23 protein-coding genes, 1 riboswitch and 1 other annotated feature are annotated in these 23,245 nt (G+C 40.0%); of the genes, 13 read left to right on the forward strand and 10 right to left on the reverse strand.

Annotated elements, in window-relative coordinates; translation table 11 throughout:
* The first annotated feature begins 313 nt into the window (after nt 1-313).
* The 5 genes from ABG082_RS03055 to guaA all read left to right on the forward strand — a co-directional run bounded on the left by ABG082_RS03055 (nt 314) and on the right by guaA (nt 7,409).
* On the forward strand, nt 314-1,213 hold the full coding sequence (locus ABG082_RS03055) for a cation diffusion facilitator family transporter (protein WP_008344349.1): 900 nt from the start codon (nt 314-316) through the stop codon (nt 1,211-1,213).
* Nucleotides 1,214-1,315: 102 nt separating this feature from the next.
* A complete protein-coding gene (locus ABG082_RS03060; protein ID WP_017366721.1) occupies nt 1,316-2,278 on the forward strand; it encodes a MoxR family ATPase in 963 nt (320 codons plus the stop codon).
* Nucleotides 2,275-3,465 carry a DUF58 domain-containing protein gene (locus ABG082_RS03065; protein ID WP_348936518.1) on the forward strand — a complete coding sequence of 397 codons (1,191 nt, stop codon included), beginning with the start codon at nt 2,275-2,277 and terminating at the stop codon, nt 3,463-3,465. Before ABG082_RS03060 ends, ABG082_RS03065 begins: the two co-directional genes overlap by 4 nt.
* 9 nt (nt 3,466-3,474) lie before the next feature.
* Entirely contained in the window at nt 3,475-5,682 is a 2,208-nt protein-coding gene (locus ABG082_RS03070; RefSeq protein ID WP_348936519.1) for a transglutaminaseTgpA domain-containing protein, read from the forward strand.
* Nucleotides 5,683-5,867: 185 nt separating this feature from the next.
* Nucleotides 5,868-7,409, forward strand: a complete 1,542-nt coding sequence (guaA, locus tag ABG082_RS03075) for a glutamine-hydrolyzing GMP synthase (RefSeq protein WP_008344342.1) — start codon at nt 5,868-5,870, stop codon at nt 7,407-7,409.
* 88 nt (nt 7,410-7,497) lie between these two features.
* Here the strand turns inward: guaA and ABG082_RS03080 are convergent, their stop codons facing one another.
* The 3 genes from ABG082_RS03080 to ABG082_RS03090 all read right to left on the reverse strand — a co-directional run bounded on the left by ABG082_RS03080 (nt 7,498) and on the right by ABG082_RS03090 (nt 10,769).
* On the reverse strand, nt 7,498-7,974 hold the full coding sequence (locus tag ABG082_RS03080; protein ID WP_272511925.1) for a YbaK/EbsC family protein: 477 nt from the start codon (nt 7,972-7,974) through the stop codon (nt 7,498-7,500).
* 62 nt (nt 7,975-8,036) lie between these two features.
* On the reverse strand, nt 8,037-9,107 hold the full coding sequence (locus ABG082_RS03085; RefSeq protein ID WP_348936520.1) for a helix-turn-helix domain-containing protein: 1,071 nt from the start codon (nt 9,105-9,107) through the stop codon (nt 8,037-8,039).
* Nucleotides 9,108-10,769, reverse strand: coding sequence for a 2-isopropylmalate synthase (locus ABG082_RS03090; RefSeq protein WP_272511923.1), 1,662 nt, complete (start codon nt 10,767-10,769; stop codon nt 9,108-9,110).
* 55 nt (nt 10,770-10,824) lie between these two features.
* Nucleotides 10,825-11,089: a binding site (T-box leader), on the reverse strand.
* A gap of 410 nt (nt 11,090-11,499) precedes the next feature.
* Between ABG082_RS03090 and ABG082_RS03095 the strand changes: the two genes are divergently transcribed.
* Nucleotides 11,500-12,372 carry an AraC family transcriptional regulator gene (locus ABG082_RS03095; protein ID WP_019743771.1) on the forward strand — a complete coding sequence of 291 codons (873 nt, stop codon included), beginning with the start codon at nt 11,500-11,502 and terminating at the stop codon, nt 12,370-12,372.
* 13 nt (nt 12,373-12,385) lie between these two features.
* Nucleotides 12,386-12,961, forward strand: a complete 576-nt coding sequence (locus tag ABG082_RS03100; protein ID WP_348936521.1) for a GNAT family protein — start codon at nt 12,386-12,388, stop codon at nt 12,959-12,961.
* A gap of 119 nt (nt 12,962-13,080) precedes the next feature.
* Here ABG082_RS03100 and ABG082_RS03105 read toward each other — a convergent pair whose 3' ends face one another.
* The 6 genes from ABG082_RS03105 to ABG082_RS03130 all read right to left on the reverse strand — a co-directional run bounded on the left by ABG082_RS03105 (nt 13,081) and on the right by ABG082_RS03130 (nt 16,453).
* Complete coding sequence (locus ABG082_RS03105; RefSeq protein WP_348936522.1) at nt 13,081-13,968, reverse strand: hypothetical protein; 888 nt, start codon at nt 13,966-13,968, stop codon at nt 13,081-13,083.
* Between the two features lie 19 nt (nt 13,969-13,987).
* On the reverse strand, nt 13,988-14,716 hold the full coding sequence (locus ABG082_RS03110; RefSeq protein ID WP_348936523.1) for a CPBP family intramembrane glutamic endopeptidase: 729 nt from the start codon (nt 14,714-14,716) through the stop codon (nt 13,988-13,990).
* A 95-nt stretch (nt 14,717-14,811) separates the two neighbouring features.
* Nucleotides 14,812-15,219 carry a hypothetical protein gene (locus ABG082_RS03115; protein ID WP_348936524.1) on the reverse strand — a complete coding sequence of 136 codons (408 nt, stop codon included), beginning with the start codon at nt 15,217-15,219 and terminating at the stop codon, nt 14,812-14,814.
* 5 nt (nt 15,220-15,224) lie between these two features.
* Nucleotides 15,225-15,677: a LytTR family DNA-binding domain-containing protein gene (locus ABG082_RS03120; RefSeq protein WP_206114231.1), complete on the reverse strand. Its 453-nt coding sequence runs from the start codon at nt 15,675-15,677 to the stop codon at nt 15,225-15,227.
* A gap of 19 nt (nt 15,678-15,696) precedes the next feature.
* On the reverse strand, nt 15,697-16,263 hold the full coding sequence (locus tag ABG082_RS03125; RefSeq protein WP_249855802.1) for a GNAT family protein: 567 nt from the start codon (nt 16,261-16,263) through the stop codon (nt 15,697-15,699).
* A 4-nt stretch (nt 16,264-16,267) separates the two neighbouring features.
* On the reverse strand, nt 16,268-16,453 hold the full coding sequence (locus ABG082_RS03130; protein WP_047946428.1) for a hypothetical protein: 186 nt from the start codon (nt 16,451-16,453) through the stop codon (nt 16,268-16,270).
* Nucleotides 16,454-16,632: 179 nt separating this feature from the next.
* On the opposite strand from ABG082_RS03130, the gene ABG082_RS03135 reads away from it, so the two are divergent.
* Together ABG082_RS03135 and ABG082_RS03140 are read left to right on the forward strand one after the other, a co-directional pair.
* Nucleotides 16,633-17,178: a sigma-70 family RNA polymerase sigma factor gene (locus ABG082_RS03135; RefSeq protein WP_348936525.1), complete on the forward strand. Its 546-nt coding sequence runs from the start codon at nt 16,633-16,635 to the stop codon at nt 17,176-17,178.
* Nucleotides 17,147-18,595, forward strand: coding sequence for a DUF4179 domain-containing protein (locus ABG082_RS03140; RefSeq protein ID WP_213406470.1), 1,449 nt, complete (start codon nt 17,147-17,149; stop codon nt 18,593-18,595). Before ABG082_RS03135 ends, ABG082_RS03140 begins: the two co-directional genes overlap by 32 nt.
* Before the next feature lie 18 nt (nt 18,596-18,613).
* On the opposite strand, the gene ABG082_RS03145 is transcribed toward ABG082_RS03140, so the two are convergent.
* The gene (locus tag ABG082_RS03145; RefSeq protein WP_348936526.1) at nt 18,614-19,801 is read right to left on the reverse strand and encodes an MFS transporter; all 1,188 of its coding nucleotides are present in this window, start codon (nt 19,799-19,801) and stop codon (nt 18,614-18,616) included.
* A gap of 100 nt (nt 19,802-19,901) precedes the next feature.
* Here ABG082_RS03145 and ABG082_RS03150 point away from each other — a divergent pair, with 100 nt between their 5' ends.
* From ABG082_RS03150 to ABG082_RS03165, 4 genes are all read left to right on the forward strand, one after another.
* A complete protein-coding gene (locus ABG082_RS03150) occupies nt 19,902-20,780 on the forward strand; it encodes a LysR family transcriptional regulator (RefSeq protein WP_348936527.1) in 879 nt (292 codons plus the stop codon).
* A 126-nt stretch (nt 20,781-20,906) separates the two neighbouring features.
* Nucleotides 20,907-21,008: riboswitch (purine riboswitch) on the forward strand.
* Nucleotides 21,009-21,153: 145 nt separating this feature from the next.
* Nucleotides 21,154-22,479 carry an NCS2 family permease gene (locus tag ABG082_RS03155; protein ID WP_056408255.1) on the forward strand — a complete coding sequence of 442 codons (1,326 nt, stop codon included), beginning with the start codon at nt 21,154-21,156 and terminating at the stop codon, nt 22,477-22,479.
* Between the two features lie 206 nt (nt 22,480-22,685).
* On the forward strand, nt 22,686-22,847 hold the full coding sequence (locus tag ABG082_RS03160; RefSeq protein WP_008344307.1) for a hypothetical protein: 162 nt from the start codon (nt 22,686-22,688) through the stop codon (nt 22,845-22,847).
* Between the two features lie 18 nt (nt 22,848-22,865).
* The gene (locus ABG082_RS03165) at nt 22,866-23,048 is read left to right on the forward strand and encodes a YezD family protein (RefSeq protein ID WP_057078372.1); all 183 of its coding nucleotides are present in this window, start codon (nt 22,866-22,868) and stop codon (nt 23,046-23,048) included.
* The last annotated feature ends 197 nt before the right edge of the window (nt 23,049-23,245 follow it).

Raw genomic sequence — 23,245 nt, forward strand, 5'->3', positions numbered from 1 at the left:
ATTTTCCTCTGCCCATTCTTAAAAATAGCATAAGAAGGAAGAAAGAAAAGTTGTGTTTTAAAATAAAACTATTCTGACAATTGTACAGTAGAGTGATTTTGTTCTTTTTCATTTTTCGGGGTGGTTTTGAAAAACGTTGATGGGAGTAGGTCTTGAGGTCAATTGACCTTATAAAAATAAGTTTGCTTAGGTCAACACATTTCTATGTATCCTATTTTGCTGATTCAAGCGAATCATGTTGCTGTAGACCCACACGGGCTTGGCTTTGTAAGATAAATATAGAAAAGTAATGTGTGAGGAGGCGCTGTTCGGTATGGAGCGCTACAACGAATTAAGACAAGGTGAAACAGGTGCTTGGGTCAGCATTATAGCCTATGTGATCTTATCTGCTGTCAAACTGATCATTGGGTATGTGTTTCATTCAGAAGCCCTTTCCGCAGATGGCTTGAATAATACGACAGATATCATTGCTTCGCTTGCCGTATTAATTGGGCTGCGTATTTCTCAGAAGCCACCTGATGAGGATCATCCATACGGTCATTTTAGAGCTGAAAATATTGCCTCACTTGTAGCTTCCTTTATTATGATGCTTGTCGGGCTTCAGGTTTTGCTGAGTGCAGGCCAATCGCTTTTCTCATCAGAGCATCAAACGCCTGATATGATTGCAGCTTGGACGGCAGCAGGAAGTGCTGTTGTGATGTATGGCGTGTATATGTATAACCGTAAACTGTCTAAACGAATTAATAGCCAGGCGCTATATGCGGCAGCGGCTGATAATAAATCAGATGCTTATGTGAGTATCGGGACGTTTGTCGGAATTATCGCCTCTCAATTTCAGCTGGCGTGGGTTGATACGCTTGCTGCGTTTGTGATTGGCTTAATTATCTGTAAAACGGCGTGGGAGATTTTCAGAGATGCGTCTCATTCGTTAACGGACGGTTTTCATATAAAAGATATGTCTAAATATAAAGAGACGATTGAAGCGACACCAGGAGTGGGCGATTTGAAAGACATTAAAGCTCGTTATCTTGGAAGCACCGTCCATGTGGATGTGGTCGTTGAAGTAGAACCGCATTTAAACATCGCAGAAAGCCATGATATTGCAGATGAAATTGAACGCAGAATGAAGCAGGAACATGATATTCTACACTCTCATGTTCATATGGAACCAGCAAGTGAACCTAAAGAGGAGCAGAAGTCTTTTCCGTCGTGAGAAGGCTTCTTTTTTCTACGTGTTGATGTTTCATGCAAATGCGTGTTGTATGGTAAAGTTAGACTATATGAAAATTGACGGAAACGTGATAGGAGGATCAGGATGGCATTTGATGAACCAATGCATTCAGATTTACAAAAAATCGTAGATAACATCAATAAAGTGATGGTGGGGAAAAAAGATATTGCGATATTAAGCCTTGTTGCGATTTTGGCGAAGGGGCATGTGCTATTAGAGGATGTGCCTGGCGTTGGGAAGACCATGATGGTTCGTGCTCTGGCAAAATCCATTGGGTGTGAGTTTAAGCGAATTCAATTTACGCCTGACCTTTTGCCTTCAGATGTAACAGGTGTGTCGATTTATAATAAAAAGACAAACGAGTTTGAATTTAGACAAGGACCGATTATGGGGCAGATTATTTTGGCTGATGAAATCAACCGAACCTCTCCTAAAACACAATCAGCCCTTCTTGAAGCGATGGAAGAAGGCAGTGTCACAGTAGACGGAGAAACGATGCCGCTGGCAGATCCTTTCTTTGTGATGGCTACGCAAAATCCAGTGGAGTATGAGGGAACCTATCCACTTCCAGAAGCGCAAATGGACCGCTTCTTATTTAAGCTACAGATGGGGTATCCAACCATGCTGGAGGAGCTTGAGGTGCTGAATTTGCAGGAGAAGCAATCGCCAATTGACACGCTTCAGGCAGTCATGACAAAAGATCATATCCATGCTTTGCAGCAAGCGGTTCAGACCGTACATGTGGATGCGTCGATTAAAGAATATATTGTCGAAATCGCCCAAGCGACGAGAAATCATCCGTCTGTCTATTTAGGCGTGAGCCCAAGGGGTTCAATTGCATTGATGAAAGCGGCTCAGGCGTATGCGCTGTTGAACAGGCGGGATTATGTGATTCCTGATGATGTACAGTATTTGGCGCCTTACACATTGCCGCATCGCATGATTTTGACATCAGAAGCAACGTATGAAGGGAAGAAGGCGGAGACACTGCTACGACAGATGATTGAGCATATTGGCGTACCAGTTCAAAAGTCGATGACTCAATGAAGTCACGTGACCGTTTCGCTTTTTCACTATGGTTACGGGTGTTTATGCTCTTTCTCCTCACGGCAGCAGCCTTTTGCTATGCCATGTTTCAGGGCGGCTTTGTGAGCTGGTTCCTTTTTTATGCATTTTCACCATATGCTTTGTATGCTTTGCTGTTTGCCCTTGTTCCACTTCGTGCAACAGCCAAAAGGACATTACAGCATACCCGGTTAAAGGCAGGGGAAGTGCTGTCTGTTGACCTTGAAATCAAGCGGACGAATTTATTTCCGTACGTGTACGCCATACTTGAGGATGAACCGCCGGATACCTTCCATTTACAGGAACAGATTGAAATGAAGCGAATGATCTTTCCATGGTTTCGGAAAACGTGGCGATTTTCGTATCAATTCAATGACATTGTGCGGGGAGAGCATCAGTTGACGGCGATTAGAATCAAAACGGGTGATATGTTTGGGTTTGTTGAAAAAGAAGTGATTCTTCCACTAGAGAAAAAATTGCTTGTGTATCCGAAAATGTTGGATATTCCGGTTGAATCTGCTGCATCGGTGAATGAAAATGGAGGCAAAGCGGTGCACTCTTGGTTAAATGAACCGACAAATGTGACGACAGGTGTGCGTGAATACCAGCAAGGAGACCGTTTCGCTTGGGTGGACTGGAAGACAACAGCTAGAAGAGGTCAGCTTATGACGAAGGAGTTTGAACAGAATCAGACAAAGGATTTGGTGGTGTTTGCTGATTTTACAGATGAAGCCGCTTTTGAAATGATTGTGTCTATGGCCGCATCGGTTCTGCAAACGGCTATGAAAAAAGGGGTGCCGGTAGGCCTTGTCCCGCTTGGGGATCAGCACTTATTTCGAGTGGATCAAGGAGAGTGGCACTTACAGGACATGCTCTACTATTTAACAAAGGTGCAGTATCAGCCTTCTCGTTCACCTGATTATCAATCATTAACAGCGAGTGAGCACCAGCAGACAGGAAAGTATGTGGTGACAGGTCATCTGCAAGAAGAGCTTGCTGCCATTTTACTTGGGAATCGAAACAGAAAGAACATCACCGTTCTTTTAGTGAAGAGAGCCGTTGATCGATTGACGGCAAAAGAAAAACAGCTTGTGGACCGGCTTAAAGCTTCTGGGATACACACGACCCTTTTATTTGAGGACCGGCTGCATGAAAGAACTGTGAGGTGACAAACATTTATGCTGCATATGCATCAGCGGCAAAGCCGTTTTGAGTTGTTCATCTATTATGCTGTCGCATTTCTGCTACTTTGGGAGTGGCTTCGTCCGCTTCAAGATTTTACAGAGACGAGTCATACGTCTTATTTCATCATTTTTATAGGGCTTACGTGTTTGTTTACGTTCTTTCGATTGAAGTGGTATGTGACGTTTCCTATTTGTGCTGGATTGATCTTGCTCGCATTATACTTGATTTTTTATCAATCAGAGCCAAGTTATCTGCCTGCGCTGTTTGCTGATATACAAGATAATATTTCTTTGATGAGCATGGGCATGTGGAGTGACATGTATCCGTCTTTCCGCACATTGTTGTTCTATATTTTGCTTTGGCTGCTTGTTTATTTGCTTCATTATTGGGTTGTGTATCAGCAGCGTATCTTTTTCTTTTTACTGATGACGATTGTATATGTCACGATTCTTGATACGTTTACGCCTTATGATGCGACTTTTGCGATCGTTCGAATTATGGTATTTGGCTTTTGTTTGCTTGGCCTGCTCTATTTCGACCGGCTTCGTTCGGCTGAAGGTGTGCGGGTGTCACAGAAAGCGCGTCTCAATTGGTTCTTACCCATGCTGGCGCTTGTTCTTGTATCAGCATCACTCGGTGCGTCTTTGCCAAAATCTGATCCGAAATGGCCTGACCCAGTCCCGTTTTTTAAAGCGGTCACGAATCAAGATGGTTCCGCTGGACAGAATAAGGTGGGATATAGTGCGGATGATTCGTCGCTTGGGGGACCGTTTAGTGAGGACCGTACACCGGTATTTAAATGGAGCGGAAAAGAGCCGTCTTATTTTCGTGTAGAAACAAAAAGTATTTACACGGGGAAAGGCTGGGAGGATGCTTCAAATGATACGAAACCTACTCGGTTAAAAGGGAGTGATGTGCCGAACCGGTGGTTTACCAATCGCGTGAAAACAGAGGAGCATGAAATGAGAGTCGATATGGAATCAGATTATCGATTTAATCATGCTGTTTATCCGATTGGTACGGTTATGCTGACGCCAATGGAAAACATTCCACTGCAAATGATGGGCAAAACGGAGAAAATTGTACCGTCTACTCAAAACCCGCCTAAAAATTTAGGGAACTATCGAGTCAGCTTCTTATCACCTACATTTATCCTAGAGGATTTACAGCGGATCAAAGTACCGACCAAGCAGCAAGTGAACCAGCAGGTCGGACGTGAATACTTGCAGCTCCCATCCTCGCTGCCAGAGCGTGTGAAAACATTGGCGAACAGCTTAACGGAAACGAAGGATAATATGTATGATAAAGCAAAAGCGATTGAGGATTATTTAGGATCTGCGAAGTTTTCATATGAAACCCAAAATGTCGCTGTACCTGGGCGTAACGAAGACTATGTGGATCAGTTCTTATTTGATACGATGATTGGCTATTGTGATAACTTTTCAACCTCGATGATTGTCATGCTTCGCTCGATTGGAATTCCGGCGAGATGGGTGAAAGGATATACGTCTGGTCAGTTATATGAAACACAGATGGATGGAAGCAATGTGTATGAAGTGACCAATAACAATGCCCATTCATGGGTAGAGGTGTATTTTCCAAACCGTGGTTGGGTGACTTTTGAACCGACAAAAGGGTTCACGAACCCAGAGACATTTACGAATGAAACCACGGCTAACAACGACCAAACAGATGATCAAGAGGATGAAAAAGATCAGCCCGCATCTGATCAACAAGAAAACGAGCAGACACAGCAGCCGCAGCAACAAGAACCAGAACAGGCGGCAAAACAAGAGGAACAAGCAGCTAAAGCAAAGCCAAGTATGGTTCATGTTGGTTCAATCTTGGGCTACGCAGCAGGTGTAATTGTCTTTCTTGGTTTCATAGGCTGGATGCTTTACCGGTTCAGAGCAAGATGGCTGCCAATCTTTATTGTGAGAAAGGTAAAACGTTTGCCAGATGAGGAAGCTTTTTTTTACGCATATGCTGCTCTATTAAAACAGCTAAGGCGCAGAGGGATCGAGAAAAAGCCAGGCATGACGCTAAGAGAATTCGCTTCTTTGATCGATGACAAGGAAGGAGATCATCACATGTCTGAGCTAACGCAGTTCTATGAGCGGGCGCTCTACAGGCGAGAAGATGCGTCGGCGCTTTGGCAGCAGTCGGCGAAGTTATGGGAAAATTTAATAAACAGGAGATAGTCTTGACCCCGTACCTTCCTGTTGTTAGAATAGGTGAATATTAAAACCTTCTAAAATACATGAAATTGAAGCGTTCGGATGTGAGTCTGGGCGCTTCAAAAGCGTGATTTACACTGAGAGCAGGTTTTCTCCTCTCATTTTTTCTGTGCGTTTATAAAAACTATATTGGACATAGAGGTGACACCATGACAAATTTAGTAAATGAAATGATTTTGGTTCTCGATTTCGGTAGTCAGTACAATCAGCTGATCACTCGCCGTATTCGTGAATTTGGTGTGTACAGTGAGCTTCATCCGCACACTTTAACTGCTGAAGAAATTAAAGAAATGGCGCCGAAAGGAATCATCCTTTCTGGTGGACCGAACAGTGTATATGATGAAGGATCTTTCCGCTGTGACGAAAAGATTTTTGATCTAGGCATTCCAGTTCTAGGCATTTGCTACGGCATGCAGCTGATGACTCACTATTTAGGCGGGAAAGTAGAAGCGGCTAGCCAGCGTGAATATGGGAAAGCAGACATCCATATTAACGGAACACCTGCTTTATTCAAAGACCTTCCAACGGATCAAGTCGTTTGGATGAGCCATGGTGACCTTGTCGTTGAAGTACCAGAAGGCTTTACAGTTGATGCAACAAGTGCACATTGTCCAAACTCAGCGATGAGCTTAGCTGAGAAGAATTTCTATGGCGTTCAGTTCCACCCAGAGGTACGTCACTCTGAGTACGGAAATGATCTATTGAAGAACTTTGTCTTCGGCGTATGTGACTGCGATGGCAAATGGTCAATGGAGAACTTCATTGAAATCGAAATGCAGAAAATCCGTCAAACAGTAGGCGACAAACAAGTATTGTGCGCACTAAGCGGCGGTGTAGATTCATCTGTTGTGGCGGTATTGATCCACAAAGCCATCGGCGATCAGCTGACATGTATTTTCGTTGACCACGGTCTTCTTCGCAAAGGCGAAGCAGAAGGGGTAATGAAAACATTTAGCGAAGGTTTCAACATGAACGTGATTAAAGTAGATGCGAAAGATCGCTTCTTAAACAAGCTAAAAGGTGTGTCTGATCCTGAGCAAAAACGTAAAATCATCGGTAACGAATTCATCTATGTATTCGATGACGAGGCGGACAAGCTAAAAGGAATCGACTACTTAGCACAAGGAACTCTTTACACAGACATCATTGAGAGTGGAACTGCAACGGCACAAACAATCAAATCTCACCACAACGTAGGCGGTCTTCCAGAAGACATGCAGTTTGAATTGATTGAGCCACTTAATACGCTATTCAAGGATGAAGTCCGTGCTCTAGGGTCAGAGCTAGGTATTCCAGACGACATCGTATGGAGACAGCCATTCCCAGGCCCAGGACTAGGAATCCGTGTACTAGGTGAAATTTCTGAAGAAAAACTAGAAATCGTCCGTGAATCGGATGCGATTCTACGCGAAGAAATTGCCAACTTCGGCCTTGAGCGCGACATCTGGCAATACTTCACTGTCCTCCCAGACATCCGCAGCGTAGGTGTCATGGGTGACGCAAGAACATACGATTACACAATCGGTATCCGTGCTGTTACGTCTATTGACGGTATGACGAGTGACTGGGCAAGAATCCCTTGGGATGTACTTGAGAAGATCTCGACTCGTATCGTGAATGAAGTGAAGCATATTAACCGCGTGGTGTATGATATTACGAGTAAGCCGCCTGCTACGATCGAGTGGGAATAGATATAATAGAGCTAGAAACCTTTGTGTATCAAGGGTTTCTAGCTCTTTTTTATGTTTAATTGCACTTTTTCCTTCCGTCTTCATGTGTTCATTCATCATTCCATCCCTTACACACATCAATCCATTGTGAATAACCGGAGTGTTTTTCTAATTGTTTTATTGTGAGTTCAATAGCACTGTTACTGCTCCCGCAGGCTGGATAGACTGTCTCAAAACGTTTGAGTGACCTATCTAAATAAACAGTAACGCCATTCTTTATAGCAAAAGGACATACTCCGCCAATTTCATGACCGACCAAGTCAACGACCTCATGAGGAGGCAGCATTTTCGCTTTTGTTTTAAAATATTCCTTGAATTTTTTGTTATCAACCTTTGCATCGCCAGAGGTCACAACTAAAATAGCTTGTCCATTTACTAGAAAGGAGAGTGTTTTTGCGATTCTTTCAGGTTCGCAGCCCAATGCAGAAGCAGCCAAGTCTACGGTTGCGCTAGATACTGAAAATTCCTGAATTCGAGTATCCATCTCATATTGTTTAAAATAATCTTTTACTTTCTTGATTGACATGATGATTTCTCCTTTTTATTCGTATTGATTTGACATTTAAAATTGTACTTTTAAGTAAAGCGTCATTCTGCTTGTAATGATCTATTTTTTAAACGATATTGATGTGGTGTTAGATGATACTTTTTCTTAAATAAACGAATGAAATGCTCTACATTTTGATAACCAACGACTCCCGCAATATCATCTATTTGTAATTCACTACTGGTTATCATTTCGCAGGCTTTTTCCAATCTTATTTCTTGTCGAATCTCACTAAATGATTTGCCGAGTGTACGATCTATATATTTTGACAGATAAGATTGTGAAAGGTTAAATTTCTCTGCCATCTTCTGGAGTGTTATATGCTCACAACATTGCTGAATATATTGAAGCATTTGAATCATACGTATATCACTATATGGTTTGACCTGAATGACGTTCATATGATTTGGTTTGAATCTTAATAAGAGACATAATAATATCTCAAACAAATTATTCATAATCAACTGGTATCCAGGAAACCGATTGTGATTTTCTGTAAATAGATGCAGAGAGCAGTCTAGCAAATTTTTATCCAAGTGACTATGGAAAATAAGAATATTTTTATTTTCTTTTATATACAATGCATTCAAAAAGAACTCTGAAATGACATGATTTCCTTTTAACATTTTAAAAAACACTTTTTGAAAAGTACTTTTACGGATCATGATTTGAATTGCGATTGTATTCTCCATTACAAGTGGCTTGTGTATTGTGTCAGGTGGAATAAAGGCAATATCTCCTGATTTTAAAACGATTTTTTTATCTTCCACTTCTACATACATCTCATTTTCCAGAACATAGATCATCTCAAAGAAATCATGGATAGCCGCCAATTGAGGCATAAACCGGCTATACTTTCTCACTTCAATATCTTTCTCCTGACCTAACCACATGGTATCCTCTTTTTCAAATTCGTTCTGCCCTCTTAGCAAAAATTCTTCTATATATATTTGCTTTTGCATGAAATTGTTTTGATCATAATCCTTCAAAAATAATTGCAATGATCGATTGTCGTGCTTTTTCTGTTGGTATTGTTGATAAAAGATTTCTTGTTCGTTATATTCTCTTAAAAATTGCATTGCTTCATGTTTTTCAAGTGTATCTGTTTCCATCTACATCCAAACCTCTAGTTTATTTACTGCAACCACCAGGGCTTTCACTGTTGCTTCAATAATATCTTTATCAATTCCAGCACCCCAATGCATTTTTCCTTGATATGAAATACCAATCTGTGCACAGGCTTTTGCTTGAGAATCCTTGCCCAAAGAATTCTGTTCATAGACTTCCAAATCATACTCGAGATGAAAATGTGCTTTTAACGCATTACTGATTGCATCTAAACTTCCAGTGCCAGTTCCTTGTATGTCTATTTGTTGATGATCTCTCAGCAAAGTTAAGGTGACTTCTTGCTTCTCTCCTTTATGAAATTGATAATCAAGCAGCTGGAAATGAGGGTGAAAATCAACATACTGCTTTTCAAAAACATGATATATTTCTTCGACAGACAATTCCCTATTTGTCTGATCAGATACTTTCTTCGCTGCATATCCCATGGCTTCATTCATTTGATAAGGAAGTTGAATGCCATAATTTGTTTCTAATATATAGCCTATGCCGCCTTTTCCAGACTGGCTATTGATTCGAATCACATCCGTTTGATAATTCCTCCCCAAGTCAACTGGATCTACTGGGATATACGGAACGTCCCATTTATCAACATGATGTTCCTTTCTATATTTCATACCTTTAGATATCGCATCTTGATGTGACCCAGAGAATGCGGTGAAAACCATCTCACCAGAATATGGCTGTCTCTCATGAACAGTAATGTTGGTTAGTTTTTCATATTTTTTACGAATCGCTTCTAGGTTATTGAAATTCAATTTTGGATCATAACCTTGTGAATACATATTCATCGCCAAGGTAATCAAGTCTACGTTCCCTGTACGTTCACCGATACCAAATAATGTACCTTCGACTCTTTCGGCGCCAGCTAGCACACCAAATTCTGCATCACTCACCCCAGACCCGCGGTCATTATGAGGATGAACAGATAATGTCACACTGTCTCGGTAAGATAGATTTTTGTGTATATACTCAATTTGACTTGCAAAGATATGAGGCATTGAATATTCAACTGTTGTCGGAATATTGATGATCGCTTTATGATTTGGGGTCGGTTTCCAAATATCTAAAACACTATTACAAATATCTAACGCATAATCAACTTCTGTTCCTGGAAAGCTTTCAGGACTATATTGAAAATAAATATCACTTTCTGTTTTTTCGGCCAGTTCTTTTACTAAAATAGCGCCATCAATTGCAATTTGTTTAATTTCATCTTTTGATTTCTTAAATACTTGTCTGCGCTGCGTTTCTGACGTCGAATTATATAAATGAACAATCGCTTTCGGTACCCCCTTAATGGCTTCGAAGGTTCGGCGGATAATATGCTCTCTCGCTTGCGTGATCACCATAATCGTGACATCTTCTGGAATCATATGATGATCAATCAGTGTCCGTAATAGCTTAAACTCCGTATCATTAGCAGCTGGAAATGCGATTTCAATTTCTTTAAAACCGATCTCTACTAGTAACTGAAACATGTCCAATTTTTCTTCTAAGTTCATAGGAATAGGTAATGCTTGATTTCCATCCCGTAAGTCCACACTGCACCATATCGGAGCACGTTCTAATGTTTCTTTTTTCACCCAATCATAAGTAAGGTTCGGTGGCAAAAAGTATTTCTTTTCGTATTTTTTGTGGTTAAACATCATCGATTCCTCCTGTAATTGGAAATAAAAAAAGCCTATCATCTCCAAGATTGAACTTGGAGACGAAAGACTTCTTCTTACGCGGTACCACCCCTGTTTCATGATAAACAAACATTATCATGCCCTTATTCGGATATAGATTGTTTGATCTTATATCCTTCCCATATAACGGTGGGGTGCCGACCTTAACTACATCAATCCTTTTCATTTCACTAAGGCTACTCTAAGGTGAGTTCCCTACCTTTATGTTATTGCTTCTCATCAACCAGCAACTTTCTGAAAACATTTCGGCAAGTACTATTCCTTATCATCGCATTCTCATTTTTCTGATTTTTTCTATTATACCAAGATTACAAAAAAGAGATAGGGATAGGGATATCTTTTTTAATTGATTTTTTTTGTCATGTGGGTGTCTTGTCTTCATTTTTAATTTTATTTTACTTCTGTTTTAATGGTAGAATAACTAGCGTTTTTTGCTAGAGTTTGAAGCGGTAATTTATCTTTCAGATGTTAATGGTCCTTGAATCGTTTTCTCATGTTCTTGATAGGACAACCGAGCACATCTTTACCTTACGAGTTTAGTATAACGGAAATCATTTTTAAGAAACTTGACTTTTTGTGCTATGGAAATTGAATGAATATTTTGTGGAAGGTTATTTAAAAATAGCACAAATGATCAAAAAATAAGAGGAGGGAAGTAATAAAATAAAAGGTAGAGGAGGGAGAAACAATGGATTACTATAAGAGAATACAGCTTTCGATTGAATTTATTGAGGAGAATCTTCAAAACAATATAAGTATAAAAGATATTTCCTCGAAATCCTGCTTTTCAGCGTTTCATTTTCAACGACTGTTTCAAGCCATTACAGGTTTTTCTGTGCAAGAGTATATCAGAAATAGAAGGCTCTCTGAAGCTGCTAGGTTACTGAAAGAAACAAATCAAAATATTTTACACATAGCGATTGCTTTCCAGTATGGTTCTCAAGAAGCGTTTACTCGTGCTTTTTTACAATTCTTTGGGGTGACACCAGCTAGGTTTAGAAAAGAGGAAATGGTGTTAAAGCAACAAAACAAAATGGATTTTTTAGCATACCAATCTATGTTAGACAGTGAATTCAATATGAATAAACCTGTCATGACTCAATTAAGCAATTTTTATATCATTGGTTACGAGTATCAAACGAACCTTCAAAGTGAGGAATATTTCACGGACATTCCTTTGTTTTATATGGATTTTGGAAAAAAGGAGTATTATCAACAGATTCCAAAGAAAAAAGCACCTCATATGGCTTATGGTGTATCTACTTCTTTTCATGATGATGGCCGTTTTTCGTTTGTGGTAGGGGAGGAAGTGGAGGAATCCGATATAGATTTAAATGAAGGGTTTGTAAAAATAGTGATTCCTGAGGGGAGATATGCAGAATTTAAAGTGAGTGGCTCTCATGAAATGGTGCAAAACACTAGAAGATATATCTATGGTAGCTGGCTCCCAAATTCTAATTATGAAAGAACGAGTGGACCAGATTTTGAAATAACAGATGTCTTACATTCGAATGGCCCGAACGATATCAAAATGAAAATCTATATTCCTATCGAGGAATAAGGGGGATTAAGAGATGAAAATAGAAAGTCTTTTTGGTACTTTTCCTGTAGTTGCGTCAAAGAATCTATTGTTAAAAAGGGTGGAAGAGCGTCATTTGCCAGAGTTATTTTCAATTTACGACAATGACACAGTCTTTCAGTATTGTGGGATCATTCCCAAACATAATCTCCAAACGGTAAAAAAAATGATTGGACATTTTGAACGAGATTATACGAAGAAAAGCAGAGTGAAATGGGGAATCTTTCAAAAGGATAATCCTCATACGCTAGTTGGTATCATCGAAACAATGGACATCAATCAAAAAGTGAATGCGGTGACGATTGGTTATTTCTTTGCAGAGGAACATTGGGGAAAAGGCATTGCAACAGAAGCTGTCTCTACACTATTGAAATTTCTGTTTGAAGAGATTGATATTAATAGAATTCAAGCGGAGGTCATGCCGGCAAATGAAGTATCAAAAAAAGTCCTATTGAAAAATGGTTTTATCAAAGAAGGACTGCTTAGACAAGCTGTTTTATGGTCAGGCAAAGGAGTTGTTGATGTAGAAATATACAGCATGCTGAAAGAGGATTATATGCATGATGAATAAGCTTGATAACATGATGCTGATATGGCGTTTAAGATATCAGCTTTTTATGATCTGATTTTTCTTTTATCGGAACCCTTTTAGAAAATAAAAAAGCGAGCACTGAGCTCGCTCATTATGGTTTATTTCAATTCGTTGGAAAATCGAATCTGCCTATCTTTTAGTTCATCATAAAATGTGAAGTGTTGTAACTTCAATTCTTCACAGACTTTTTTGATCATCCATTTGCCCCGTTCTTCAATCCTAATATTGACTTTATGTAGGTACTCACTTAATTCTTGTTCATTTTGAGGTTTTAATTGATTGTAATTTCCTATACCTGCAAAATGACCTTCCCAAAATTCACTCACTGTCCATTCCTCATCATCGTTCACATAAGGTTGAAGGAAATATCGTTCGACGAACTGTTTCCAACAGCCTAATGGTTGAAAGAATTCAAATAGTGAATACATCGTAACATCCCAATAATCTTGAGAAAATAAATAGCGGCCTGAATTCATCCAATGTGGTAATACAGTGAAATTCCCAATGCTGTGAGTGGAAGTAGCGAATTTTTTAAACTCCTCCATTCTGTCAGCAATCCAATCGAATTTATTGAAATCATTAGAAATTAATTTTGCATATTGCTTTGAAAGGGATTTATCTATTAATATTCCGATCTTTTCAAATTCCTCAACGGAATACGATGATTTCAAAATACTATGGTTAAAAGTTGTGATAAATGAATTCATTGTTTCTCCACGGATCACTTTACCTGTACCCCATAGAGCATTATAAATGCGAAAAGGTTCTTTATCGCAATCAGCTTTACTACCAGTTTTCCCTGTATTGTTAGAGATTCCAACTTCTTTTAGTTTGCCAATCTTATACTCTAACATAAGTCTGATAGGGGACGTGTTTTCTGGTATCGGCTCTTTGATATAACTTTGTTTAAAATCCCATTCCCAAGGCTTGATTTCAAGTTCTTCACACTTTTCAAACCAGCCTTCTATCCATGTGTTCTCCTTCATTTCTTTCCTCCTTTTTTCATTATCTATCGAACACTTTTTTCGTTCTTAATCTTCTCCACAACATCACCGCAAAAACAAGCAAAATGACACATTGAATCGAAAGCAAAAGCATTTGCATTGCGACAGGCGTATTTCCATTTGTCGTCTGATCCACGATATTATGAACGGCATGCCATAAGATCACCCATTGCAGGCTGTTCGTGAGTGCGACGATTTCGGCTGCGACGAATCCAAATAAGAAGGCGAATAGGATTTGTGCGACGGTTAAGGTGAGGCTTTTTCCGCTTAGTAGATTCGCAGCATGCCCAAGACCGAATAGTACGGCGGAGCCCCATATGGCAGTGCTCAAGTTGATTTGTTTTAAATATTGGAACAGAATGCCGCGAAAAATTCCTTCTTCAAAAAGACCGACACACACCATGAAGAAACAAAGTGCCAGAAAGGAAGAAACAGTTAAATCCTTGTTGAATCCAGTAATAAACGGAATGGCCTCGATGATCAGGATCGGAAATATCCATATACCAAGAGATCCTTTTCGAAAACCTACTTCTTTCATGTGAAAACGACTTTTTTGAATAATGAATAGAAGTAAAAGACACCCAGTCAGCATGGCACAGCCATTGATGAGATAGATGGTCATCGGGTCGGTTACTTCTTTGATGGATAAATAGACACCTGCACTTGTTGGAATGATTAAAGAAAACAGCAGTAGAAGTACTGATTTTCGAATGATTGTAATTGGTTTCATATGTTGATTCCTCCTCTAACGTCAGAGTAGTGGAATCATGCAGAAGTCACAATGAAATCTTCCTAACATGTCAATTTATCGCCCCAAGATGCATATTAAGTGGTTCGTTTTTTACGCTGCTGTAAAAGATCGTTGATTTCCTCAGCGGTTGCTTGATCTTTTTTATACAATAGGTACTTGATCACAAAGAATAAAGCCATAACCACAAGGAAATTCACGATAAACGAAAGGGGGCTGATTTCACCGTTGACGATGATGATGGTGGTCATAATCATACACATCACAAGGACGATATATAGAATTTGTTGAAAAAGAATCTGTTTATGGCTGTACGTTTGTTTTGGGTAGAGCAAGAAGGTCAGGGCGCTTGAAAAAAAGGAATTGAATATGATGGCTTGTAAAATATAGATAGGCATCGTTCCAAACGTGAAACAGTAAATCAATACGAGTGCAGTAAAGACCATACAAAATGTGATCAAAAGATTTGTGATATAACGTTTCATCCTGTTCACTTCCTTCGTAATCCAAGCTTCTCTTTTAATGCTTGGATATAAAAACGTGAAATCATTACTTTTTCTTTATTTGTGAGGCTTGCTTCAAAACGGCCACTCGTTTTAGGAGAAATAGCGGCAATAGAATCTATATTTAGTATCATCGATTTTGAAATCCTGACATAATCGTGCGCTTCAAGCTGTTTTTCAAGTTCAAATAACTTTTCCTTTAAGAGAAACACTCCATCTGACGTATACAAGAACGATCTTTTATCAACGCTTTCTATATATAAAATGTCGTGATAATAGACCTTTTTCACTCTTTCTTTCGTGGGTTCTTGTGCTAAGAAATAGGGGGCTGACTGCTCCACTTGCTGGACAAGTTTTTCAACCGCCGGATTGAGTTCATAAATATGAAAAGAAACATACTCTGGTTGCGGCTTTTGGATGAAATGAATATCCGTTTTCATTTGTTTCTCCTCTGTCTATTTAAGATTTTTCATAATCTCTCTTCAAAATTGAATACATATACACATCATCGAATCCCTTTTGACCCAATTCATACTCTCTTAATAAACCCTCTCTCACAAAATCAACCTTCTCTAATAATTGAACAGAAGACGTATTTGCTGGATCAATAATCGCTTCAATCCGATTCAGATTCATCTCCTGAAATCCATATCGCAATACCGCAGTAATCGCTTCCTTCATGATGCCTTTTCTCCAATGATCGTGGTGTAATTCATAGCCAATTTCCGTACGGAGGTGCTGTTTTTCTAGATTGAGAAAGCCGCAGCTGCCGATGATGGCTGGATTTTCTTTTAGAGAAATGCCCCAGCGGATGCCTGTTTGTTCTTTGAAGATATTGTCATACCATTTGATTTCTCCTTTTGTGTCTTCGATGGTTTCATGTGCATCAATGCCCATATAGCGGCACACGGTTTCATTAGATAAATAGACGTGCATATCCTCAGCATCTGCGATCGTTGCTTGTTTTAAGATCAGTCTTTCGGTCTGTATCGTTGGAAATGATTGTGGAAAAGTAATTTTGTTCATGCATTTATCCCCCATGTGATGTCTTTTGTTCTGTACATGCCTTACAATAAAATACCCCTTCATTTCTTAGCCAAGCCTTTACTTCTGTCATTCCTCGTCTCTTTGGATAGACCAGCTTAACGTACACTTCTTCGTTACCTTCTATCTTCTTTTGGCAGCTAGCACAAGCAGGTTCTTCAAATAGAAACAATCAATATCCTCCTTTTTGTAGATATTTCTTCCATTATATCAAAAGTTCAATACGATCTATGCGGCCTATTCTTCACTTTCTCTGTTTTTGTCCGACATATGCTAAGTAAAAGAAATTTCCGATTGTTGAAACCGTTTGAGAGAAACCTTGCTCTAACAGGTGTAGGAGGTGTGGATGAGATGAAGCAAGTGCGTCTAATTAAAAAAGCACAAAAAGGGAATGTCCCGGCATTTGAGACATTAATGCTGATGTATCAAGAGCGTTTATATAAAACGGCTTTTCTCTACACAAGAAATAAAGAGGATTCCTTAGATGCTGTTCAGGAGACGGTCATTAAAGCATTTAAACATTTATCTGGATTAAAAGAACCGGCTTATTTTTCTACATGGCTGACTAGGATTTTGATTCATACGGTTTTTGCGATGAAGAAAAAGCAGCAAGATGTTGTTCCGTTTGAACAGCATCATGAGAGCGTTGAGCGTCATGATTTTTTGGAAGACAAGCTCGATTTAAAAAATGCACTAGATGTATTAGATGAGCAATATCAGCTCGTGATTCAGCTATTTTATTTTCAAGATTATTCGATTTCAATGATTTCTGAACAGATGGGTGTGCCCGAAGGAACAGTCAAAACGCATTTGTATCGAGCAAGAAAGTTATTAAAGCAAACATTGGAGAAGGAGGAGAGTGTCGATGGAACGAAAAGAAATGAAAAAGCTTTATGAAGAGATTGATGTACCAAAAGTTGAATTGACCTCTGCAATTCGTCAAGCAATGGGAGATGTGAAAGCGGAAAAGAAAAGACGTTGGTTCACATGGAATTGGAGAACGCCAATCTATTCAGTTATCGCCCTTGTTGTCCTTTACTTTTCATCAGGCTTCATTTTTCCTTCTCTTAATACAGCGATGGCTCGAGTGCCGTTTGTTGGACAGTTATATATGATGTTTCACGATAAAGTAGGAATGTCTCTTTTTCAGAGTGAGTTGGTGAAGCATGTCAATGAGGGGGCTGAATCAAGAGGGGTTACTGTGAAAGTAAACAGTGTGTATTATGATGCAGGGCGGCTTGTTTATACGTTTACTGTGGAGAATTTGAATACAAAGGAAGATTCTGTACCATTCATAGTCAACAACTTCGATCGTATAAATGACACTTTCCAACCGAGTTACGACAATCAGGGATTGAAAAAAATGAAAGATGGCCGCTATGTTGGGCAGACGGAAGTCTATACAAATGGACAAACGATCAAACAAGGTCAGCAAGTACCGCTTGTTATTTCGAAGATTGGGGATATTGTAGGGAATTGGCGCTTCAAGTTACCTGTGGTCAAGCAAAAAACCACTTTATTAGCGGGACAAAAAGACGTGTCTATTTTAAATGGACGTTATCAAATAAGAAATGTAAAGGTAGAAAACGGAGTGAATGGCTCTGCAATTCAATATGCCATTGATTACAATGGTTTTGCCAAAGATGATAAAGTCAGTATAGATGGAATGAAGGATAATTTAGGGAATGAGTATCAGCTTGAGATTGGAACCGTTTTAAGAAAAAAACAAATGTCTTCTGACAAAACTAGAAAAGATCATTTAACGATTTTGAATCAGCCGATCAATCCAAAGGCGACTGAATTGACATTTGACACATATGTGAATATCGAACGGGAAGAAAGCAAAATCATTCCTCTTCAGACAAAGCTGCCTGTTCAGTTCAAAACAAAACACCATGGCATCGGAATCAAAATCAATAAGATAGAGCAAAAAGACCGTTCTGTGATTGTTGATTATCAATTTACTGGAGTAGATCAAAAAGAATTAGATCAGGATGTGATGGAGAATATAGGTGAATTCATTGGATTAGGCGATGTTGAAAAGATGAAATCATGGCCCGATCCACAAGCAGACTATGAAAGCGGATATTACTTGAAAGGGAACCATGCGAAGATGACGAATTTAAAGACAGCTTCCATGCAATCCACCTTTGAATTTGATAATAAGGAGTTAGATACTTTATCATTAAACCATTTTTCATTTAAAGAATATGGGCTTTATATTGATTTGTCAGAGCTGAATATGTTGGCACCACAGAAGGCGATAACGGTAACCATTCCAGTCAAAAAAGAAACATCAAAAGCTAGTCAATAAGTAAGAAAGCGAACATGATTACACATGTTCGCTTTTTATCTGTTGATGCAGCAGTCGATGACGATTGAACGAGTACCGAATCAACATCAATGCAACAAAACTGGCTAGCCCGCCTATCCAACTTAAATTCGTTACATTTGTATATTGAATAATCAGACCACCCATTGACGATCCGAGCATCATGCCGATATTCATAATCGCTGTATTAAAGCTCAGCACGGTTTCAGATGTTTCGGGTTTTAGGGAGATGAGATAAAATTGCTTCGCTGGTGTTGTTGTCCATGTGGCGGTGCCCCAAATGGCGAGCGTGATGAAGACGCCAACTACCGAAAATTGTGTAAAGGATAATGCAAAGAGCATGAGCATCTGAACCGTGATGCTGATTGAAATGGTTCGGTTTGGTCCCCATTGATCGACAGCGTATCCACCAAAGCGCGAGCCAATAAAAGCGGAGATGCCTAAGACAAGCAAGGCAATGCTTGTCAGTTCAAGCGTAAATCCGGATGTTTGCCGCAATAATGGCGAAATGTAAGCAAATACCATCGTGTAACCTAAGATCCAAAAGGCTGTCGTGGCTAATCCGCTTAACACCCTGCGGTCTTGAAGAATTTGCATTTGCTGCTTAAATGGCACATAGGAATGTCCCTCCATAGGCGGTAATAATCGATACAGAAGAAACAAGAGACATGTGGTCCCTATTGCAATGATGAGAAAAATGGCATGCCAATCTACATATCCTGCTAAAAATGTTCCAATCGGTACACCGAGTACTAGTGAAACAGTAAATCCAGTGATTACTGTTGCCATCGCACTCCCCTTTTTTTCTGGCGGGGCGAGCTGCGCTGCGTAATTTGTTGCGAGCACAATATATAAGCCGCCACTCATGGCCATGATGACTCGCGAGAGCATGAGCAGCATAAAGTGATGGCTAAAAAAGGCAAGCACATTACCTGCTATAAACATGGAAATCGCCGATAAAAGAACCTTTTTTCGATTCAATTTCGATGTGGCCATGACTAAAAAGAGGGCACCCACGGCATAAAAAAGAGAATAGATGGTGATGAGCTGTCCCGCAACCGGGATGGAGATGCGCAGATCGTCAGAAATGATGTCCAGTATGCCTGATACGACGAATTCTGAAGTACCTGTGACGAAAGAACCGACGGCTAAAAGAAATATGAGCAATGGATATGATGTACTTTTCATTTTGAACCCTTCCTTTATGTTGAAACGTTGTATTCATTTTAAATTCCGTGCTAACATAAGTAAAATTGATGTTTTTCATGAAAGGGATGAGTGAATACTCATGAGCTTTGTTCGATTCGAGACGATGGCTAAGGTGGTCGAGCTAGGCAGTTTTACAGCTGCAGCTGAAGCATTAAATATGACACAGTCTGCCGTGAGTCATGCGGTGGCAAGTTTAGAGACGGAATGGGGCGTGTCTTTATTCGTGCGTGACCGAAAAAAGGGCATTACGCTGACAGATACCGGTGAAACCCTTCTTCCGCATATAAGAGAAGTGCTAAATCGAGTAGAGAAAATTCAACAGGAAATTGCGCTCACCAAAAATATTGAATCTGGCTTGATTCGAATTGGAACTTTTGCCAGTGCATCCGCTTGTTTATTGCCAAAACTGCTTGTGAGCTATCAGAAAAAGCATCCAAAGATTGAATTTAAGTTCTATGAGGGGACATATGAAGAAATATTGGAGTGGCTCGATTCTGGCATTATTGATGTTGGGTTTGTTGTAAAAGGTAAAGCGGATGAATCGTTTGATCTATTGCCACTTATGAAAGATAAAATGGTGGTCGCCTATCACGAAAATCATCGTTTTAAGCAGCAGCCAATTGTAGACATGGAAGAATTAGCAGATGAACCATTTATTATGCCAACTGGCATGTATCAATCCCATGTAGAGGATATTTTTTCAGAGGCGCAAATCAAGCCGTCTATTTTATTTGAAGTGCATGATTGTACGACCATTGGCCGCATGGTTGGGGAAGGACTTGGTGTGACGATAGGTCCTGAGTTATTCCTAAAAACGCAGCAACTTGTGCAGATCAGTCATCTGAATGTATCGCATCATCGTGAGGTGGCGCTTGCCTGTCCATCGCTCACGCAAGCTTCTCCTGCTGTGAAGGCATTTTTCGATGTAGCAGAAACGGTTTTTGCCAGAATTCAGTGATGGGTGTATAAAGAACTAGAGGTGATTTTCCAAATTCGTGTAATAAGACGAATGAAGCGGACATTTCTTTGAAAAATGTTCGCTTTTTGTATTGTGTTTTAAAAATGAAGTTGGTACAATAGACACAGAAATCAAATAGATAGAAGTCGTATAATGGCGGGGATATGGCCCGCAAGTTTCTACCAAGCTACCGTAAATGGCTTGACTACGTCAATTCACACTCGTTTGATATAAATCATGCATTGTTCTTGTTTGATGTCACGGTCTGAATTCACATTGTAGTCAAGCGTCCCAAAAACTGTTGGGGCGTTTTTTATTTGACTTGTGAATGGGACAGACTAAAGCAAAAGGACATGAAGGGAGTCAGTTGGCTTTGAAACAGTTTTTTCAGTTTGATGAGTTAGGGACGAATTATCGCAGAGAGATCATCGGCGGTTTAACGACATTTTTGTCGATGGCTTACATCTTGTTTGTTAATCCGATCACACTTGCTTTAGTAGCAGTACCGGATTTTCCAGATAAATTACGAATTGATCAGGGGGCTGTCTTTACAGCTACAGCGTTAGCTTCTGCGGCAGGTTGTTTCCTGATGGGATTGATCGCCAGGTACCCGATTGCAATTGCACCAGGTATGGGTCTGAATGCGTTCTTTGCTTTCTCGGTGGTTCTTGGTATGGGGATCTCATGGCAGGCAGCACTTTCCGGTGTGTTTGTGTCAGGATTGATTTTCGTTGCTCTTTCTTTAACAGGTTTCCGTGAAAAAATCATCAATGCCATTCCGGCTGAGCTGAAGCTGGCAGTTGGTGCAGGGATTGGTTTGTTCATTACATTCGTAGGTCTTCAAGGCTCTGGCATTATTGCCAATAACGATAATACGCTTGTATCGATTGGGAATATTCATAGTGGTCCTGTCCTGTTAACGGTATTTGGGATCATTGTGACTGTCATTTTAATGGTTCTTCGTGTGAATGCAGGTGTCTTCATTGGGATGCTTGTGACAGCTATTGCTGGGATGATCCTTGGTCTTGTGCCAGTTCCATCTCAAATTGTAGATAGCATTCCAAGCTTGTCTCCAACTTTTGGTCAAGCCTTGATTCACTTGCCAGACATCTTCTCCATTCAAATGCTTGTGGTTATTTTAACGTTCCTATTCGTTGGATTCTTTGATACAGCTGGTACACTTGTGGCTGTGGCAACGCAGGCTGGTTTAATGAAAAATAATGAGCTGCCGCGTGCAGGAAAAGCGCTTCTGGCGGATTCTTCTTCTATCGTAGTCGGTTCTGTTCTTGGTACATCAACGACGACGTCTTATGTTGAATCTAGTTCAGGTGTTGCTGCGGGTGCCCGTTCTGGTTTTGCAGCTGTCGTGACAGGTATTTTCTTCTTACTTGCGATGTTCTTCTCGCCGCTTTTATCTGTCGTGACACCGAATGTAACAGCACCTGCTTTAATCATTGTCGGTGCACTGATGGTAGCACCTCTTGCAAAGATCGCATGGGATCGTTTTGAAATTGCGGTACCGGCCTTCTTAACCATGATTATGATGCCACTGACATATAGTATTGCGACAGGGATTGCGATTGGTTTCATTTTCTACCCGATCACCATGATCTTTAAAGGAAAAGCAAAAGAAGTGCATCCAATTATGTACGGACTGTTTGTCATCTTTATTCTATATTTTGCTTTCTTAAATCATTAATGGTTTGTCTGAAACAGCAGCTCATGGAGGCTGCTGTTTTTTGTAGGGAAATTTCAAAAACATAGTTGACTTATAGGAATTATGTGTTTATGATAAAAAGACATAATTCGCTGATTGGATCACCAAAGGCGCTTTGATTTCCTTTTTTCTATAGAAGGGTTCAGAGTGCCTTTTTTCTTGCATTCATCATAACGGGAGGGGATGACTTGTCACGCTGGCTTAGGCAGGTGATTGAGCGGAAAAAGCAGGTATTGATTGAGCAGCTCCTTTTATGGGGGCATGAAGAAAAACATGAAGCGCTCATGCACTATACGATTCATGAGCTGGAAAATGAGGTTCTCTATTTAAAAGAGCGCAAGCAAAATTAGTGGGATGGGGGATGAGCGATGGATGAACAAAAGCTGAATTTTATTTTATCTGCCTTAAAAGGGATTGAATACGGGTCGGTGGTGATCACCATTCATAATGGACAAATTACACAAGTCGATACGACAGAAAAGACTCGTTTCGCGGCACACCAGGAGAATCTTCGGATTCAGAAAGCAAAGCAGGGGCGCTATCGTTCATGAAAAGTTATGAAAGATGATGAAAAGCTGATCCAGTCATCAGCTTTTTTGTTTTGTCTTATTTTCTCTCCATTTAAAACCTCTTCATTCTTTTATCCGTCTATTCGTATGAACGTCAAGGAATCTTGACTGAATAGAGAGACTCCGCTACTTTAATAGGAGTCATTCGGACAGGTCACTTGAGCCTGTGCGGATTGTCT

This window comes from Bacillus sp. BS1807G30 (assembly GCF_040047675.1).
Lineage (GTDB): Bacteria > Bacillota > Bacilli > Bacillales > Bacillaceae > Bacillus > Bacillus altitudinis.